The sequence below is a fragment of the Mycobacterium pseudokansasii genome, assembly GCF_900566075.1.
Classification (GTDB): Bacteria; Actinomycetota; Actinomycetes; order Mycobacteriales; family Mycobacteriaceae; genus Mycobacterium; species Mycobacterium pseudokansasii.
The window spans coordinates 1,232,335-1,250,281 of the sequence record NZ_UPHU01000001.1; the positions used below are offsets into that span (position 1 = coordinate 1,232,335).

The window sequence follows — 17,947 nt, forward strand, 5'->3', positions numbered from 1 at the left end:
GACGGTTGCGGCGAAAGGGCGAAGAGTGCGGTGCGAGATCTCGATTTCGACGGGGCCGGCGGCCCGGTCCAGGCCACCGGCCCGCGAACCGGCCAGCGAACCGGCGCTGTGCGATGTCGATTTCGACAGCAGCGATCTCGCTGAGACCGAAGATTTCCTCGTCCGCACCTACACCAAGATGCGTATCAGCGGCGAGGGTCGCCGGTGCCGAGCCCGTATCCAACGTCGTTGCCTGGGCTCGCTCAGCGTCGATGAACTGTCGTTCAGTTACGACATGGGCTACGACGCAAACCCGCTGGGGAAGATCCTGCTCTGCCGGGTCCGCAGTGGCCGGATCGAGGAGAACTTCATCGGCGAACCGCAGCACATGTTGGCCCCCGGTGAGCTCGCCGTGATCGGCCCGCCGGAGCTGCCCCATTCCGGGCGGGTCCGCCACGCCGGCTACCAGCTGACCGGGTTTGACCCCATGTTGCTGGATCGCGTGGCAGCCAGCGGCCCGGACCGGGCCCACGAGCCGGTTCGCTTGACCGGCCATCGACCGGTGTCGGTCGCGGCCGGCAACAGGCTCAGCGCCATGATCGACTATCTGCGGGACCACATTCTCGCTGATCCGAGCGCCGCGTCGGCGCCGCTGGTGATCGACACCGCCGCGGCGCACCTGGCCGTCGCCACCCTCAACGCTTTCCCCCACAGCGCGTTGCTCGATCCCACCCCGACCGACCGGCGCGATTCGGCCCGGCCGGTGCTGCTGCGCCGGGCCATGGCCTTCATCGAGGAAAACGCTCACCACGACGTCGCGTTGGCGGACATCGCTGCCCACGTCTACGTGACCCCGCGCGCCCTGCAGTACATGTTCCGCCAGCGCCTGGACTGCACGCCGATGCAGTATCTTCGCCGAGTCCGGCTGGACCGGGCTCACCGCGAGCTGTTGAATTCGTCCCGGGGGAGCGCCACGGTCAAGCAGATCGCCAATCGATGGGGCTTTGCCCACATCGGCAGGTTCGCCATTTACTACCGAGAGAACTACGGCCGCTCGCCCCATGCGACCTTGCGGGGTTGACGCCGCGCGGGGAACCGGCTCGGAGCCGGGTTGCCGTCCTAGCGGTGCTTGAGCTCGATCAGCTTTTCGGCGATCTCGACGATTTTGGTGTTGGACTCCTGGGACAGCCGGCGCAGCAATTCGAAGGCGGCGACTGCGTTGATGTCGAACCGTTCCATGAGGATGCCCTTGGCCTGGCCGATCAGGTCGCGGTTGGCCAACGCGCTGCGGAATTGCTGTTGGCGGCGGATCAGGTTCCAGACCACGGTGGTGTGTGCGGCAAAGACCAGTCCCAGCTCGACGGATTCGTCGTCGAAGGCCTGGATGGACTCCGCGTAGAAGTTCAGGGCGGCCAGTGCCTTGTCGTTGCCGAAGAGCCGGAACGACATGATCGAGCGCACCGGGGTGCGCTCCAGCGCCGCGGTGCGATAGCGCGGCCAGCGCCCATCGGTCGTCAGGTCGTCGACGCGGATGGTGTGCTGCTCCCAGGCCGCCGACAGACACGGGCCCTGGCGGACATCGCGCTGGACGTCGTCGAGCACGGCCGGGTAGCGGTGCGTGGCGGCCAACGTCTGGATGGTCCCGGAGGTGTCGACGACGGTAACGCCGAGGTACTGAGCGCCGGGGACCGAAGCCACCGTGATCGCGTTGATGTCGCGCAGCGCCGATTCGAAATCCGTTTCGCCCCGGCGTTGCAACTCGTCGACCTCGCTGAGCACCGTGTACATGTGCTGTCGCTCAGGCGACAACGCCGTCTCGGGCCGTCTCGAGTCGTCGCCGAGGCGCGAGTCGGCACCCTCGCCGCAGCGCATGAATCCTCACCCCTCCCAACCGGCACCCGTGCAGCACCCCCAATGCAGGACTATCCCATCAGCCGACCAGCCCGACAAACGCCGCCGCCGACGTGCTCAACGCTGCACGAGACGCTCTGGGTGCGCGCTAATCCGTTGCAACACAACATAATTCGTGAGGAAGGTGGAAAACAGCTTCGTATGCCGGATCGCCACCGCCCACGCAGTCTTCGCATTTCGGACTACTGCCGGCGCCCGGTGTGTTGCGGCGGACGTTATCTGCTCAGTAACAATTGTGGAGGCCTCGGCTTTGTTCACAGGGGAGCCTGTCATACTCGTCGGATTGCCAGGCGTTTGCGTTGGCTCTCAGCTGCCGGGGCGGGCGGAACAAGGCAGGAAGTTTGATGAGTCTCTGGTCTCTGCGAGCGCGACGAATCAGGGGTGCGGCCGGTTCCCCGGCCGCAATAACGTGACCATGTTCGCCCGCCCGACCACCCCGGTCGCGGCGGTTCCACCCGAGGTGCGCGGCGCCCAACCACGGCCCGCGAGGCACCGCCCCGCGGCCTGGTCGCTGAGCAACTGGCCGGTTGGCTGGAAAGTCGTCGCGATCGCCGTGGTACCGCTGGTGCTGGCGACGGTGTTCGGGCTATTGCGGGTCGACGCCGCGATGGCCAATTCCGGCAATCTGCGCCTAGTTGCTGCCCGGGCCAACGTGATTCCGGCGATCAGCAAGTACATGTCGGCACTGGACGTGGCGGTGCTGGCGAGTTCCACCGGGCGCGACGTCGAGGGAGCCAAGAAGAACTTCGCGGCCCGCAAGTACGAGCTGCAGACCCGCCTGGCCGACACCGACGTGATCCCCGACGTCCGGTCCGGGGTGAACACCCTGCTCAACGGCGGCCAGGCGTTGCTGGACAAGGTGCTGGACAACAGCATCGGTCTGCGGGAGCGGATCACCACCTATGCGCCGCTGCTGTTGACGGCCGAGGACGCGATCAACGCGTCCGTGCGGGTCGACAGTGAGCAGATCCGGGCCCAGGTTCAGGGTCTGAGCCGCGCCGTCGGAGCACGCGGGCAGATGACGATGCAGGAGATCCTGGTGACCCGCGGCGCCGATCTGCCCGAGCCGCAACTGCGCACCTCGATGATCACCCTGGCCGGCACCGAACCGTCGACGCTGTTCGGGATGAGCGAAGTGCTCGGCGTCGGCTCACCGGACGCCAAGAATCTGCAGCAGCAGCTGCTCACCCGGATGGCGATCATGTCCGACCCGGCCAGCGAGCTCGTCGACAATCCCGAACTGCTGCGTTCGATCAAGATCACCGACGGGATCGCCGAACAGGTCATCAAGGACGCCACCGCGTCGGTGACGAATTCGGTCCAGGCGCAGGCCACCGCGCGGCGCGACGCCGCCATCCGCGACGCCGTGCTGGTGCTGGCCGCCATCACGATCGCACTGGTCATCGTGTTGCTCGTGGCGCGAGCGCTGGTCCGGCCGCTGCGGGTACTGCGCGACGGCGCGCTGAAAGTCGCCCACACCGACCTCGAGGGCGAAATCACCCGGGTGCGAGCCGGCGCCGAGCCGCAGCCGGAGCCGCTGGCCGTCTACACCACCGAAGAAATCGGCCAGGTCGCCCATGCGGTCGACGAGCTGCACACCCAGGCTCTACTGTTGGCCGGCGACGAGGCGCGACTGCGGCTGCTGGTCAACGACATGTTCGAAACCATGTCCCGGCGCAGCCGTTCCCTGGTTGACCAGCAGCTGTCGCTGATCGACCGGCTCGAGCGCAACGAGCAGGACCCCGACCGGCTCGACAGCCTGTTCCGGCTGGATCACCTGGCCGCGCGGCTGCGCCGCAACAGCGCCAACCTGCTGGTTCTGGCGGGTGCGGAGATTTCCCGGGACCGGCGCGAACCGGTTCCGTTGCCGACGGTGGTCAGCGCCGCCGTCTCGGAAGTCGAGGATTACCGCCGTGTCGCCGTCGGCGGCGTGGCCGACTGTAAGGTGCTCGGCGCGGCCGCCGGCAGTGTCATCCACCTGCTCGCCGAGCTGATCGACAACGCGCTGAGCTATTCGCCGCCCAACACCTCCGTTCGGGTTTCGGCGGTTCGAGGCAGCGCGGGTGGGGCGCTGCTGCGCATCGCCGACAGCGGCCTGGGCATGACCGACTCCGATCGGCGCATCGCCAATATGCGGCTGCAGGCCGGCGGCGAGGTGACCCCCGACAACGCGCGCCACATGGGTCTTTTCGTGGTCGGCCGACTGGCGGCCCGCCATGGCATCCGGGTGGGCTTGCGCGGCCCGTCGACCGGTGAAGCCGGTAATGGCACCACCGCCGAGGTCTACCTGCCCGTTGCCGTGCTGGCTGGCGAAGCGCCGGCGGGCCAGGCCGGTGCGCCCGCGCCCACGCCGCGGCCGTTCGTGATCAAGCCGCCCACGCCCGAACCGGCGCCGGACCCGGCCGCGACGTCGTCGTACCAAAACGGTGCCGATAAGCCGGTGCCGCCGGTGACCTTGCTGCCGCGCCGCAAGCCGGGCTCCAGCGGCATCACCGACATTCCCGCCCAGCCCGCCGGCCAGCAGCCACCGGCCCGGCGCGAACTGAAAACGCCCTGGTGGGAGACCCGGCACGACGCCCGGCAGGAGGCCCGGCAGACCCCGGCTCAGACACCGCCCCCGAAGCCGGCCACCGCGTCGGATACCTCCGCGTTTTTCGCGCCGCGCTCGACCGCCGCCGGTGCGCGGCCCGCCGATCCGCCGCCCAAGCCGTCGGCTCCCGCCGGTCCCGTTGATGACGACGTGATCTACCAGCGGATGCTGTCGGAAATGTTGGGTGACCCGCGCGAGCTGGCCGCAAGCCCCGATCTGGATTGGCGGTCGGTGTGGGATCGCGGCTGGTCGGCCGCTGCCGAGGCCCAGGACAAGCCGGTGGAATCGCGCACCGACCACGGCCTGCCGGTGCGCACCCCCGGCGCCCGGCTGGTCCCCGGCGCCGCCGAACCCGGGCCCGGCGGCGGACCGCATCCCGACCGGCAACCGCCGGCTGCGGCCACGGTGCGTGACCCCGATGCGGTTCGAGCCTCCATCGGCAGCCACTTCGGTGGCGTGCACACCGGCCGGGCGCACGCCCGCACGACCAGTCAGGAAGCCGATCAGCAATGAACACCCGTTCGTTGGACAGCCCGCTGGACTGGCTGGTGTCGAAATTCGCCCGCGAGGTGCCCGGCGTGGCGCATGCCCTGCTGGTGTCCGTCGACGGTCTACCGCTGGCCGCCAGCGAGTATCTACCCCGGGAACGCGCCGACCAACTGGCGGCCGTCGCTTCCGGCCTGGCCAGCCTGGCCACCGGGGCCGCCCAGCTGTTCGAGGGTGGTCAGGTGTTGCAGTCGGTGGTCGAGATGCAGAACGGCTTCCTGCTGCTGATGCGGGTTGGCGACGGCTCGCACCTGGCGACGTTGGCGGTCACCGGATGCGACATCGGGCAGATCGGCTACGAAATGGCCATCCTGGTCGAGCGGGTCGGCAGCGTCGTGCAGTCCTCCCGCCGGGCCCAACCCGAGCCGCAATGGACAGACGCGACCCGCCGCTAGCCCGGCCGGGGGCGAACCTGGTCCGCCCGTACACCCTGACGGCCGGCCGCACCGGCACCGACATAGACCTGCCACTGGAAGCGCCGGTGCAGGCGCTGCCGGCGGGCTCGGCTCACCGCTGGCCGCCGCACGACATGCGAGGCAAGATCATCCGGTTATGCGCCGACAGCCCGTCGAGCCCGTCGGTGGCCGAAATCGCTGCCCGGCTGGATTTGCCGGTCGGCGTCGCGCGCGTCCTGGTGGGTGATCTGGTCAGCTCCGACTACCTTCGGGTGCATCGGACGATGACCGACCGCTCGACCAGCGATGAGCGCCGCGAACTCATAGGAAGGACGCTGCGTGGGCTCCAAGCACTCTGAGGTGCACCCGGGGCGGGGTACCGCGGCCCATGCCTCCACGAAGATCGTCATCGCGGGCGGATTCGGCGCCGGCAAGACCACGTTCGTCGGCGCGGTGTCGGAGATCATGCCGTTGCGCACCGAAGCGATGGTCACCGATGCCTCGGTGGGCGTCGACATGCTCGAAGCCACCCCGGACAAGCAGACCACCACGGTGGCGATGGACTTCGGCCGCATCACCCTGGGCGAGGATCTGGTGCTCTACCTGTTCGGCACACCCGGCCAGCGCCGGTTCTGGTTCATGTGGGACGACCTGGTGCGCGGCGCCATCGGCGCGATCGTCCTGGTCGACTGCCGCCGCCTGGAGGACAGCTTCGGCGCGGTCGACTTCTTCGAGCACCGCAACCTGCCGTTCCTGGTCGCGGTCAACGAATTCGACGGTGCACCAAGGTATCCGGCCGCCGAGGTGCGCCAGGCGCTGACGCTGCCCGCGCACATCCCGGTGATCAGCATCGACGCCCGCAGCCGCAGGTCTGCCACCGACGCGCTGATCGCGGTCAGCGAGTACGCGCTGGCGAGTCTGAGCTGACCGCGTGCCGACCTGGATCGACCGCGAATTCACCGGCGAGGACTTCCGAGACCAGGATCTCAGCCGATTGCGCACCGAGCGCGTCGTGTTCAGCGGATGCGACTTCAGCGGCGTCAACCTGGCCGAATCGCAGCACTGCGGATCGGCGTTTCGCAATTGCACCTTTGAGCGAACAACGTTGTGGCACAGTACCTTTCAGCAATGTAGCCTGCTGGGTTCGGTGTTCGTGAGTTGCCGGCTGCGGCCGCTGACGTTCGACGAGGTCGATTTCACCCTCGCGGTGCTGGGGGGCAACGACCTGCGCGGTGCCGACCTGAGCGGCTGCCGGCTGCGCGAGACCAGCCTGGTGGAGACCGACCTGCGCAAGGCCGTGCTGCGCGGCGCCGACCTGAGCGGTGCCCGGACCACGGGTACCCGGCTGGAGCAGGCCGATCTGCGCGGGGCCACCGTCGACCCGTCGTTGTGGCGCACCGCGTCGCTCGCCGGTGCGCGCATCGACGTGCCGCAGGCCCTGTCGTTCGCGCTGGCCCACGGCTTGCGGTTGGACGCGTGAGGGCTTAGCGCTTGAGCCTGATCCGCCACAACACGAAGCCGGCGTAGACCGTAGACAACAGGCCCAGCATCGCCATGTCGAGCAGCCAGGCTCCGGTGGTGTGATGCCAGTGGCTGTCCTTCGGGCTGAACGGGCTTGGTTGCACGGTGTTGAGGTCGACCGTCGAGGCCGACGCCGCGAAGCCCCACCGCGCCGGCGTGAGCCAGGACAGCTGGTCGAGCACCACGCGGTTGGTGACCGGAATGATGCCGCTGGAGAACACCAGCTGCGCCATGATCGCCACCACCAGCAGCGGCAGGATCTGCTCGCTGGAGCGGGCCAGCGCGGACATGCCCATGCCGACGATCGCCGAGGCGAAGCAGGTGGCGGCGACGGCGACAAACAGCTCGAGTGTCGGGTTGCCCAGCAGCACGGCGCCACGGGTCGGGGCGCCCTTGCCGATCACCGCGATGGTGGTCACGATCGCCGCCTGGGCGGTGGCGAACATCGAGAACACCGCGATCTTGGCCAGCAGGTATGCCTGTGTGGACAAGCCGAACGCTTGCTCGCGGTGGAAGATGGGCCGCTCGCCGACCAAGTCGCGGATGGTCAGCGCGGTGCCCATGAACACGGCCCCGACGCACAGCAGAACGAGTATCTGCGCCGGCTCGGCGGGCGTCTTACCGTTCGGGTCGGCCACGCCGAAACCGCTGTGGCCCGGCACCGTCAAGGTGAGCAGCCCCAGCAGGAACGGCAGCGCGGCCAGAAACACGGTGTACCACCGATCCGAGACCACCAGCCGGACCTGCCGGCGCGCGACCGTCGAGAACTGGCGCCACACGTCGACGCGCACCGGCTCGCCCAGGTCTCCGGGCTCGGCCCGCGCCGAGAGCTTCGGCTCCGACCCCCGCTGCGCCAGGAACCGGCGCTTGGCCTCGTCGGGATCGGCGCCCACCTTGACGAAGATGTGGGCCCAGTTGCTGGTGCCCATCACCGAGCCCACCTGCTCGGGCGGGCCGAAGTAGGCGGTCTTGCCCCCGGGCGCCAGCAACAGCAACTGGTCGCACAGGTCCAGGTAGGACACCGAATGGGTGACCACCACCACGGTGCGACCCGCGTCGGCGAGCTTGCGCAGCATCATCATGACCTGGGAATCCAGCGCCGGGTCCAGGCCGGTGGTCGGTTCGTCGAGAATCAGCAGCGACGGCCCGGTGAGCAGTTCCAGCGCCACCGACGCGCGCTTTCGTTGCCCGCCGGACAACTTGTCGACCCGGGTATCGCCGTGCTCGGTCAGCTCGAGCTCCTCGAGCACCTGGGCCACGACCTTGGCCCGGTCGGTGCTGCTGGTGTCCGGTGGCAGGCGCAGCTCGGCGGCATAGCCCAGCGCCTGGTTCACCGTCAGCTGGCGGTGCACGACGTCGTCTTGCGGAACCATCCCGATCCTGCTGCGCAGGGTCGGGTATTCGGCGTGGATGTCGTGTCCCTCGAAGGTGATCGAGCCGGCGCTGGGGCGGGTGTAGCCGGCGATCAGCCTGGCCAGCGTGGTCTTGCCCGCTCCCGACCCGCCGATGATGGCGGTCAGGGTGCCCGGACGGGCAGTCAGCGAGATGTTGTCGAGCAGCTGCTTGCCGTCGATCTCGAACTGCACCCGGTTGACCTCCAGGCCGCCGGCTGGCGTCCCGGCATCGACCTGGCGGGTCAGCGTGCCGGCGGAGAACACCATGTCGACATTGCCGATGGTGACCACGTAGCCTTCGCTGAGCACCGCCGACCCGATCCGCACCCCGTTGACGTACGTTCCGTTGACACTGCGCGCGTCGCGGATTTCGGTGCCGAGCGCCGTCTGGACCAGAAAGGCGTGCCGTCGTGACGCCAAGACGTCGGGGACGACGACGTCGTTGTCCTGCGCTCGGCCAATGGTCACTGCACCCGCCAGCCGGCGGTTTCGGCCGGATTCGGGCCACAGTGAACGGATCACCTTCGTCGCCAGGTTTGACGGGTCGCGCAGAGGAGCAGGCGGGTGGCTGGGCGGGCGCGGCGGCGCAGGGTCCGGCGCCAGGTATGGCCGCATCTGGGTGGGTGGCGGGTAGGGCCCGGGATGGGGCTTGCCCAGCGTGGTCGGGCGTGCGGGGTGGGCGGGCTCCATCGACGGTATCGGGCCCGGCGGTGGCGGCGGAACCGGTCGCGCAGCCGGATGCGGGTGGCGCTGCGCGGCCGGTATCGGCGTCGTTCGCGGCGGCCGTCCGGCCGGCGCCTCATGCCGTCCGACCTCGAAGGTCAGGCATGGTCCGTCGGGGCTGCCGATGTTGATCTTCTGGCCGGGCCGAATTTCGACGGCGTGTACCCGCCGGTTGTCGACGAAGGTGCCCTCATGTGACCCGTTGTCGATCGCCATCCACCTGCCATGGTCGAAGCGCAGCAGCAGGTGGGCCCGGGAGACCGAGGGGTGGGTGACGCGCATGTCGGCACGCAGGTCGCTGCCGACGATGATGTCGTGACCTGCGGCGAAAGTACGTTGCGGCCCGAGCCCCGACACTGTCAGCACGGGCGGCGCCACCGTGTTCATCGAAATTAGCTGTAGCCGCTGACACCCGCTCCGAAACCTGGACGGGCTTCGGCCCGCGTCAATGGCGTCTGAGCCGGATGCGCCACCACACCAGGCCGGCATAGGCCACCGACAGCGTCGCGAGCATCGCCATGTCGAACAGCCACGCCGGGCGCGAGTGCGTCCAGTGGCTGTCCTCGGGACTGTAGGAGCCGGGCACCAGCTCGCGCAGGTTGACCGTTGCCGCCGACGCCGCGTAACCCCACCGCGCGGGCACCGCCCACGACAACTGGTCCAGGAAGATCCGATCGGTCACCGGGACCAGGCCACCGGCGAGCACCAGCTGCAGCATCAGCGATACCACCAGCAGCGGCATAATCTGCTCACTGGACCGGGCGACGGATGACAGCAGCAGGCCCAGAATCGCCGAGGCCACGCAGGTGGCGGCGACCGTGGTGAACAACTCGAAGCTGGGGTTGCCGAGCAGCACCGCCTTCTGGGTCGGTACGCCCTTGCCCAACAGCACGACCCCGGTCGTGATCGCCGCTTGAGTGACGGCGAACATGCAGTACACCGTGATCTTGGCGCCGAGGTATGCCCTCGTCGACAACCCCACGGCCTGCTCGCGACGGAAGATGGCGCGCTCGCCGATGAGATCGCGGATGGTCAGTGCGGTGCCCATGAAGACGGCGGCGATGGACAGCAGCGTCAGAATCTGCGCGGCCTCGTCGGGCGTCTGGCTGGTCGGCTGGGCCATGCCGAACCCGGTGTCACCCGGAACCGTCAGGGACAGCGCACCCAGGACGAACGGCAGGGCCGACAGGAATGTGAAGTAGGCCCGGTCGGCGACGACCAGCCGAACCTGTCGGCGCGCGATGGTGGAGAACTGGCGGCGGACGCTGGTGTGCGCCGGTGCGCCCAGGTCGGTGGGCGTCTCGGTCTGTGCCGGTGCGGGGGGCTGGTGGCGGGCCAGAAAGCGGCGGTTGGCCTCGTCGGGATCGGCGCCGACCTTCGCGAAGATCTGGGCCCAGTTGGTGGTGCCCATCGCCTGCCCGATCTGGTCGGGCGGCCCCAGGAAAGCGGTTTTGCCCCCGGGCGCCATGAGCAGCACCTGATCACAGACGTCGAGGTAGGTCAGCGAGTGGGTGACCACGAGCACGACGCGGCCGGCGTCGGCGAGTTGCCGCAGCATCGTCATGACCTGCAGGTCCAGCGCCGGGTCCAGGCCCGACGTCGGCTCGTCGAGAATCAGCAGCGACGGGCCGGTGAGCAGTTCCAGGGCCACCGAGGCGCGTTTGCGCTGACCGCCGGACAGCTTGTCGACGCGGGTGTCGGCGTGCTCGGTGAGCCGCAGCTCCTCGAGCACGCCGGCGACCACGTGCGCGCGGTCTTGCTTGCCGGTGTCGGGTGGCAGCCGCAGCTCGGCGGCATAGCCGAGCGCCTGGTTGATGGTCAGTTGCCGGTGCACGACGTCGTCTTGGGGGACCATCCCGATCCGGCTGCGCAACGATGCGTATTCGGTGTGGATGTTGTGGCCCTCGAAGGTCACTGTGCCCGAGCTGGGGCTGGCGTAGCCGGCGATCAGCCGCGACAGTGTGGTCTTGCCGGCGCCGGAGCCGCCGATGACGGCGGTCAGCGTGCCGGGCCGCGCGGTCAGCGACACGTTGTCGAGCAGCGCGGTGCTGTCGACGCGGTAGCTGACCGCGTTGACCTCGAGGCCGCCGGTGGGGGCCGCGGCTTCGGTGCGGGGGACCAGGGTGTCACCGGTGAACGCCAGGTCGACGTTGCCGATAGTGACCACGTCGCCCTCGCGAAGGATCGCCGAGCCGACCCGGATCCCGTTGACGAACGTGCCGTTGATGCTGTGCGCGTCGTTGATCTCGGTGCCCACCGGGGTGGGGGTCAAGAAAGCGTGGTGGCGTGATGCCAGCACGTCGGCGACGACGACGTCGTTGTCGAGCGCCCGGCCGATCCAGGCGATGTCCCCGCGTGGCGGCGCGGGCTGGGAGTTGGCGCCCAGGATGTTGCGCGTCGTGGTGTCGCGTCCCCGCTGTGCGGGGGGCGGGGAAACCGGTATGACCGTGGTGCGCCGGGCTTCGGGGTAGCCGGGTGGGCCGGGTGCCGGCGGCGCGGCTCCCGGTGGCTGCGCGGGCGGCCGACGCTGCTGCTCGGTGCCGCCGGGCGCACCCCCGGGCGGCGGGGAGCCGGTCTGCGGCAGCAGGCCGATGATGCCCCGGTGATGTCCGACCTCGAAGCTGATGCGTGGCCCGTCGGGCCTGCCGAGGTTGACCACCAGACCGTCTCGGATGTCCACCAGCGGCACCCGGCGGCCGTCGACGAACATCCCGGTCCGCGAATTGTCGATGGCGATCCAGTTGCCCTGCTCGAAGCGCACCACCACGTGCGCCTGCGCCACCAGCGGGTGTGCGACCCGCAGGTCGGCACGCAGATCGCTGCCGACGATCGCGTCAGCGCCCGGCGCGAAACTACGTTGTGAGCGGTCCGACCGAACTGTCAGCACGGGCCGCTGAGCTCGGGTCATTGCTTCACCCTAAGAGTTGCGACCGCGTCAGCGCCGTCGGAGCCGGATCCTCCACCACACGATGGCGGTATAGGCAATCGACACCACCCCGAGCATGGCCATGTCGAATAGCCACGCGCTCGCTTTGTGGTCCCAGTGCTGGTCTTTCGGGTCGGTTGGGCCGGGTACCAGCCGATGGGTGTCGATCGTCGACGCCGACGCCGCGTAGCCCCAGCGGGCGGGCGTGGCCCAAGACAACTGGTCGAGCAGGATCCGGTCGGTCACCCAGATCATGCCCCCGGAGAACACCAGCTGAGACATGATTGAGAACACCAGCATCGGCATGATCTGGTCCTGCGACTGTGCCAGCGCCGACAGTGCCATGCCCAGCATCGCCGAGGCCACACAGGTCGCGGCCACGGTGACGAACAGTTCGAACCTGACGTCTCCCAGCAGCACCGCGTCGGAAAGCGGCTTGCCCCAGCCGATCACGCAGATGGTGGTGGCGATTGCCGCCTGTGCGATTGCGAACGCGGAGAACACCACGATCTTGGCGGCCATGTAGGCCGCGGTGGACAGGCCGACCGCCTGCTCGCGCCGGAAGATGGGACGCTCACCGATGAGGTCACGGATCGTCAGCGCCGTCCCCATGAACACCGCCCCGACATTGAGCATGACCAGAATCTGGTCGGGCTGGGCGGGATTGTTGCCCAGCGGATCCGACATTCCGAATCCGGTTTTGCCGCGAACGGTGAGGCTTAGCACACCGATGAGGAACGGTAGCAACGCCAGGAACACCGTGTAGCCACGGTCGGAAACGACCAGGCGAACCTGGCGGCGGGCAATGGTGGAGAACTGACGAAACACGTCGGTGTGCACCGGTTCGCCCAGGTCGGCGGCGGGGCTGGCCTGGGACGGAAACGCCGGCTGGGCCTGGTTGTCGGCCAGGAAGCGGCGGTTGGCCTCGTCGGGGTCGGCGCCCACCTTGGTGAAAATGTCGGCCCAGTTGGTGGTTCCCATGGCCTGACCGATCTGGTCGGGCGGGCCCAAAAACGCCGTCTTGCCGCCCGGAGCCACCAGCAGCAGCTGATCGCACACGTCCAGGTAGGACACGGAGTGGGTGACCACCAGCACGACGCGGCCGGCGTCGGCGAGTTGCCGCAGCATCATCATCACCTGCCGGTCCAGCGCCGGGTCCAGACCCGTCGTCGGCTCGTCGAGAATCAGCAGCGACGGCCCGGTGAGCAGCTCCAACGCCACCGAGGCTCGCTTGCGTTGTCCGCCGGACAGTTTGTCCACCCGTGTGTCGGCGTGTTTGGTCAGCTCGAGTTCCTCGAGGACCTGGGCGACCACTTGGTCGCGGTCGGCCTTGCTGGTATCGGGTGGCAGCCGCAGTTCGGCGGCGTACCCGAGGGCCTGGTTGACGGTGAGCTGGCGGTGCACGACGTCGTCTTGGGGGACCATCCCGATCCGGCTGCGCATGGACGCGTACTCGGTGTGGATGTTGTGGCCCTCGAAGGTCACCGTTCCCGAGCTGGGGCTGGTGTAACCCGCGATCAGCCGCGACAGTGTGGTCTTACCGGCGCCGGAGCCGCCGATGATGGCGGTCAATGTGCCGGGGCGGGCGGTCAGCGAGATCTGGTCGAGCAGTTGCTTTCCATCGGCTTTGAAGCAGACCGATTTCACTTCCAGGCCGCCCGTGCGGGTGGCCGCCTCGGTGCGGCGAACCAGCGTGCCCCCGGTGAATACCAGGTCGACGTTGCCGATGGTGACGATGTCGCCGTCGCTCAAGATCGCCGACCCGACCCTGACCCCGTTGACGAATGTCCCGTTGACGCTGTGCGCGTCGCGGATTTCGGTGCCCAGCGGTGTCATGGTCAGGAATGCGTGGTGACGCGATGCCAGGACGTCCTGAATGACGACGTCGTTATCGGTGGCGCGGCCGATGGTGACCGATCCCGCCGGCATTTCGTTGGACCCGGTCCGCGGCAACAGCGCATGGATCATCTTCGTCGCCAGGTTCGCCACCTCGGGCGGCTTGGCGGCACTGGGCTGCATCTGCGTGGACGGCACCAGGTGCGGCCCGGCCGGTGCATAATTCGAAGGCTGTCGCGGCGGCGGCCCGGGTGCAATCCCGGACTGCCGGGACGCCGAGCTGCTGGGGTACATCGGTTGTCCCGATTTCGGCGGCGGCGGGCCGGGATGCGGTCGCGCCGACGGCGGGGCGGTCCAGTTCGACTGGCGTGCCGACGGCGGCGGTCCCGGGTGACCAGCAGCCTGCGTCGCCGGCGGCGGCCACGGCGACGACTGCGCGCCCAGTCGCATCGACTCGGTTTGCGGCGGCCGCCCGGCCATCCCCAGGTGCCGGCCGACCTCAAAGGTCAGCAATGGCCCGTCGGGATTTCCGATGTTGACGCTCTGGCCGTCGTGGATGTCGACCATCGGTACCCGTCGGCCGTTGCAGAAGGTCCCGTTCAGCGAATTGTTGTCGATAGCCAGCCAGTGGCCCTGATCGAACCGCAGCAACAGATGGGCGCGCGAAATCAGCGGATGCGTGATGCGCATGTCGGCGCGCAAGTCGCGTCCGATGACCACGTCATGGCCGGCGGCGAACGTGCGTTCCGACCCGTCGTAGCGAACGGTCAGCGCTGGCGGAGCAGGTTGGTGCATCGATCCAACTGTATCTAAGGCCAAGGTTGATGCTGCTCCACGGCGCAGCACTCGCGTGGCGAGGTGCACGCGCGGCAGTGCAGCCCGGCTGCCGGCGTACGTGCGCGAGCCACCGCGTCCCGCGCGGCGAGCAGACACATAAGCCCCCGACACGCCGAGGGCGCGGCGGCTTATGCGTCTGCTCGCCAGGGGGGCCCGCATCGATAGCTATCAGCTACTATTGTCTATCGTTACAATTGCGCATGTTAAGTAACGGCCCAGTCGAGTGAAGCCCTAACGCGACACGCGGCTGGCAACCGCTGGTCCGCACGGAAGGAGGTGATCACATGGCCCATGAACTCTTGTTTGTCGAAGACGAAGCAACGTACCGGCTCCACTACGTTTGCTACTGGTTCAACGCGGAGAGCATCGACTGAAGAGAACTGAAGCGAACTGAAGAGAACTGTGGAGGCGGCGCTGGCGGGGGTTTGTCAGGCAATGAACCCCCACCAGCGGTCTCCACTGTTTTCCCGCGTCAGGTAGGGCTGCATCAGCCGCCGACAGCAACCGCACATCTGTGCAATCCCCGCAACCGGAGGACGCGAGTCCATGTGTGAATCATGCGCTGCGGCCACCGCCGTGTCCGTGGGCCCGGATTGGTCGCAGTGGCCGACCCGGGTGCTGGGCCATGGCGCTGCCACCGCCATCGCCCATCGGGACGGGACCTACCGCATCATTTCTCCCGAACAGACCTGGCGGGCCGTGCAACCGATGCTGGAATTGGCGGGCATCACCCGGGTCGCCGACCTCACCTGGCTCGATGATCTCGGCATTCCCACCGTTCAGGCAGTGCGGCCCGCCTCAGTCACACTGTCGGTCAGTCAGGGCAAGGCCGCGACCTACCGCGCCGCCCAGGTTTCTGCGGTCATGGAATCGCTGGAAACCTGGCACGCTGAAAACGTCACGCCCGACCTGTTTTCCATGAGCACCACGGACATCGCGGCGGCACTGACCTACGATCCCGCCCACCTGCTCCTGTCGGCCCGAAGCATCTACCATCCCGGTGCCAAGCTCGACTGGATGACCGCGACGACGCTGTTGACCGGCCGCCAAACCTGGGTGCCGTGGGAGGCGGTTCTGGTGAGCGCGGCGGTCGACAACCGCTGGGATCCGCCGATGTTCTCGATGGACACCACGGGGTTGGCGTCGGGCAACAGCTACTGGGAGGCCAGCCTGCATGGCCTCTACGAGGTCATGGAGCGCCACGCCATGGCCGCCGGCGAACCCGGAAGCACCCTGTTCGAGGTGCCTGTCGACGATGTTGCCGGCTCCGGCTGCGCCGAATTGGTCGACATGATTTACCGGGCCGGGAGCGAACTGAAGGTAGCGCGGACCGACACGTGGGACGGTTTCCCGTGCTTTACCGCCGAGATCTGTTCGCCCATGCTGGGGGTGCCGTTCAGCGGCTTCGGGTTGCACCACGATCCCAACGTGGCGTTGTCCCGGGCGATCACCGAAGCCGCGCAATCGCGGCTGACGGCTATCAGCGGAGCACGTGAAGATCTGTCGCCGGCGTTGTACCACCGATTCGCCCGAGTGCATGCCTACGGCCCGTTGCGGCCAACCATGCGGCACCTGCCTACCGCCGAACCCACATCATGGCACGTCCCCGACGCCGATTCGCTGAGTGACCTGTTGGCTTCGGCCGCAACGGCGGTGGCGGCCCGGTCGGGCACCGAGCCGCTGGCGGTCGTGTGCGATCTTGCCGGCAGCTGTGTTCCGGTGGTGAAGGTCATCGCGCCCGGCCTGACGGCCGCACACGGTTCTCCGATGCGCACCCCCTTGCAGGAGTTGGCATGAGGGCCGCCGGCCGGATCGTGGTGACCGCGGGGCCCACCATCGGTGCCGCCGATATCCATGCGGTGCTGCCCAATGCCGAGGTGGTAGCGCCGATTTCGTTCGGCGACGCCCTGCGGTACGGGCTGCAGCCCGGCGACACGCTGTTGATTGTCGACGGGTTGTTCTTCCAGCACCCCCCGGTGCGGCACAAAGAACTGTTGACCTTGATCCAGGACGGCGTTCGTGTCGTCGGCTCGTCCAGCATGGGCGCGCTGCGCGCCGCCGAACTGCATCCCTTCGGAATGGAAGGCTACGGCTGGGTATTCGACAACTATCGCAACGGATATTTGGAAGCCGACGACGAGGTCGCCATGGTCCACGGCGAGCCCGAAGATGGCTATCCTGTCTTCGTCGACGCGTTGGTCAACATCCGCCAAACGCTGGCACGCGGCGTCGAGACCGGTTTGCTGTCAGCACAATTGGCGACTGATCTGGTCGAAAAGGCCCGCCGCACATCGTTCACCATGCGCACCTGGAACCGGCTGCTGGACGCCGTGGATCATCCCGAAATACATTGCCTAGCAAAGAAATTGACGGCATCACGGGTCGATATCAAACACGCCGACGCTTTGGTGGCGCTCCGCAACATCGCCGACGGCCAGGGCGGCGTGGCCACCCGCCCGGGCCCACCGCCAACGGTATGGTCCGTTCGCTGGAAACAACGCTGGGCGCCCCCCGCGCCGGTCACCACCACTTCCGACACCGGCACGGGCACCACCATCGAGGTCCGCGACACCGATGTCCTATCCCTGCTGAGCATCTGCGCCACCGACCGCTGGGCCCACCTTCCCGCTCTCGAGCAAGTCGCCTCCTGGTACTGGATCATCACCCACCCGGGTGATCACGGCGACGTTCGCCAGCATGCATCCCGCGCCGTCTCGCAGGTCACTGCCGACACCCAGCAACGCGCGTTGGAGATCGTCGCCCACCGCTACGCCGTAGCCATCGGACTTGCCGACGAGTCCGGCTTTCCGGCGTCGGTTCGATCGCAGTGGCTGACCGACGAAGAAAACGACACGCTGTGCGCCGACCCGATCGCCGTCTCAGCGTTGCTCGTTACCCGCACCCTGTTTGTCACCCGGTCGCTTCCTGCCATCGAGCACTTTCTCGACCTGTTACGCGCGGACCCGCGCCTGCCGCACTGGCGCAGCGTCGCGGCCCAAGCGTTGGCCCGGCGCGATGAACTTGCCCGCTCCAAGCCGCGTTTGAACGTGCACAGACCCGATCCGAAGCAGCTCAAGGTCCTTTTCGCCAAGCGATGGGGGACCGAGGTGGACCGCATCGAACTGGCCCGTCGCGGCCTGATGAGCGAAGAAGCCTTTTACAGCGCCGCCACCCTGTTCGCGGTCGCGGCCGCGGATGACCGGTTGCCGTCCATCGAAGTCGGCGCCTTGGGTCCGGCCTAAAGCCGAGGCAACCTCGGCGCGGGGCAGCGGTGTTTTCGACACGGGTG

The 17,947-nt window shown here is 68.1% G+C and carries 12 protein-coding genes; 8 read left to right on the forward strand and 4 right to left on the reverse strand.

Annotated elements, in window-relative coordinates; translation table 11 throughout:
- Nucleotides 1-25 precede the first annotated feature (25 nt).
- Nucleotides 26-1,060 (forward strand): helix-turn-helix transcriptional regulator, encoded by a 1,035-nt coding sequence (locus EET10_RS05730; protein WP_246013605.1) that lies wholly within the window; start codon nucleotides 26-28, stop codon nucleotides 1,058-1,060.
- 38 nt (nucleotides 1,061-1,098) lie between these two features.
- Here the strand turns inward: EET10_RS05730 and EET10_RS05735 are convergent, their stop codons facing one another.
- Complete coding sequence (locus tag EET10_RS05735) at nucleotides 1,099-1,767, reverse strand: GAF and ANTAR domain-containing protein (RefSeq protein WP_063467725.1); 669 nt, start codon at nucleotides 1,765-1,767, stop codon at nucleotides 1,099-1,101.
- 532 nt (nucleotides 1,768-2,299) lie between these two features.
- Between EET10_RS05735 and EET10_RS05740 the strand changes: the two genes are divergently transcribed.
- From EET10_RS05740 to EET10_RS05760, 5 genes are read left to right on the forward strand one after another with little or no spacing between them, the layout of a single operon-like run.
- The gene (locus EET10_RS05740) at nucleotides 2,300-4,993 is read left to right on the forward strand and encodes an ATP-binding protein (protein WP_099188045.1); all 2,694 of its coding nucleotides are present in this window, start codon (nucleotides 2,300-2,302) and stop codon (nucleotides 4,991-4,993) included.
- Complete coding sequence (locus EET10_RS05745; protein WP_036398236.1) at nucleotides 4,990-5,421, forward strand: serine protease inhibitor; 432 nt, start codon at nucleotides 4,990-4,992, stop codon at nucleotides 5,419-5,421. The genes EET10_RS05740 and EET10_RS05745 overlap by 4 nt, the downstream gene beginning before the upstream one ends.
- A complete protein-coding gene (locus EET10_RS05750) occupies nucleotides 5,397-5,780 on the forward strand; it encodes a DUF742 domain-containing protein (protein WP_036398234.1) in 384 nt (127 codons plus the stop codon). The genes EET10_RS05745 and EET10_RS05750 overlap by 25 nt, the downstream gene beginning before the upstream one ends.
- Complete coding sequence (locus EET10_RS05755; RefSeq protein ID WP_036398232.1) at nucleotides 5,761-6,348, forward strand: GTP-binding protein; 588 nt, start codon at nucleotides 5,761-5,763, stop codon at nucleotides 6,346-6,348. The genes EET10_RS05750 and EET10_RS05755 overlap by 20 nt, the downstream gene beginning before the upstream one ends.
- A gap of 4 nt (nucleotides 6,349-6,352) precedes the next feature.
- Nucleotides 6,353-6,901 (forward strand): pentapeptide repeat-containing protein, encoded by a 549-nt coding sequence (locus EET10_RS05760; RefSeq protein ID WP_036398230.1) that lies wholly within the window; start codon nucleotides 6,353-6,355, stop codon nucleotides 6,899-6,901.
- A gap of 4 nt (nucleotides 6,902-6,905) precedes the next feature.
- Here EET10_RS05760 and EET10_RS05765 read toward each other — a convergent pair whose 3' ends face one another.
- The 3 genes from EET10_RS05765 to EET10_RS05775 are packed head-to-tail and all read right to left on the reverse strand — an operon-like array spanning nucleotide 6,906 to nucleotide 14,616.
- The gene (locus EET10_RS05765) at nucleotides 6,906-9,446 is read right to left on the reverse strand and encodes an ATP-binding cassette domain-containing protein (RefSeq protein WP_099318651.1); all 2,541 of its coding nucleotides are present in this window, start codon (nucleotides 9,444-9,446) and stop codon (nucleotides 6,906-6,908) included.
- A gap of 58 nt (nucleotides 9,447-9,504) precedes the next feature.
- Nucleotides 9,505-11,967 (reverse strand): ATP-binding cassette domain-containing protein, encoded by a 2,463-nt coding sequence (locus EET10_RS05770; protein WP_122501960.1) that lies wholly within the window; start codon nucleotides 11,965-11,967, stop codon nucleotides 9,505-9,507.
- 27 nt (nucleotides 11,968-11,994) lie between these two features.
- Nucleotides 11,995-14,616 carry an ATP-binding cassette domain-containing protein gene (locus tag EET10_RS05775; protein WP_036398228.1) on the reverse strand — a complete coding sequence of 874 codons (2,622 nt, stop codon included), beginning with the start codon at nucleotides 14,614-14,616 and terminating at the stop codon, nucleotides 11,995-11,997.
- A gap of 588 nt (nucleotides 14,617-15,204) precedes the next feature.
- On the opposite strand from EET10_RS05775, the gene EET10_RS05780 reads away from it, so the two are divergent.
- Complete coding sequence (locus tag EET10_RS05780; RefSeq protein ID WP_051490166.1) at nucleotides 15,205-16,455, forward strand: YcaO-like family protein; 1,251 nt, start codon at nucleotides 15,205-15,207, stop codon at nucleotides 16,453-16,455.
- Nucleotides 16,452-17,900 carry a TfuA-like protein gene (locus tag EET10_RS05785; protein ID WP_122501961.1) on the forward strand — a complete coding sequence of 483 codons (1,449 nt, stop codon included), beginning with the start codon at nucleotides 16,452-16,454 and terminating at the stop codon, nucleotides 17,898-17,900. Before EET10_RS05780 ends, EET10_RS05785 begins: the two co-directional genes overlap by 4 nt.
- Nucleotides 17,901-17,947: the final 47 nt, after the last annotated feature.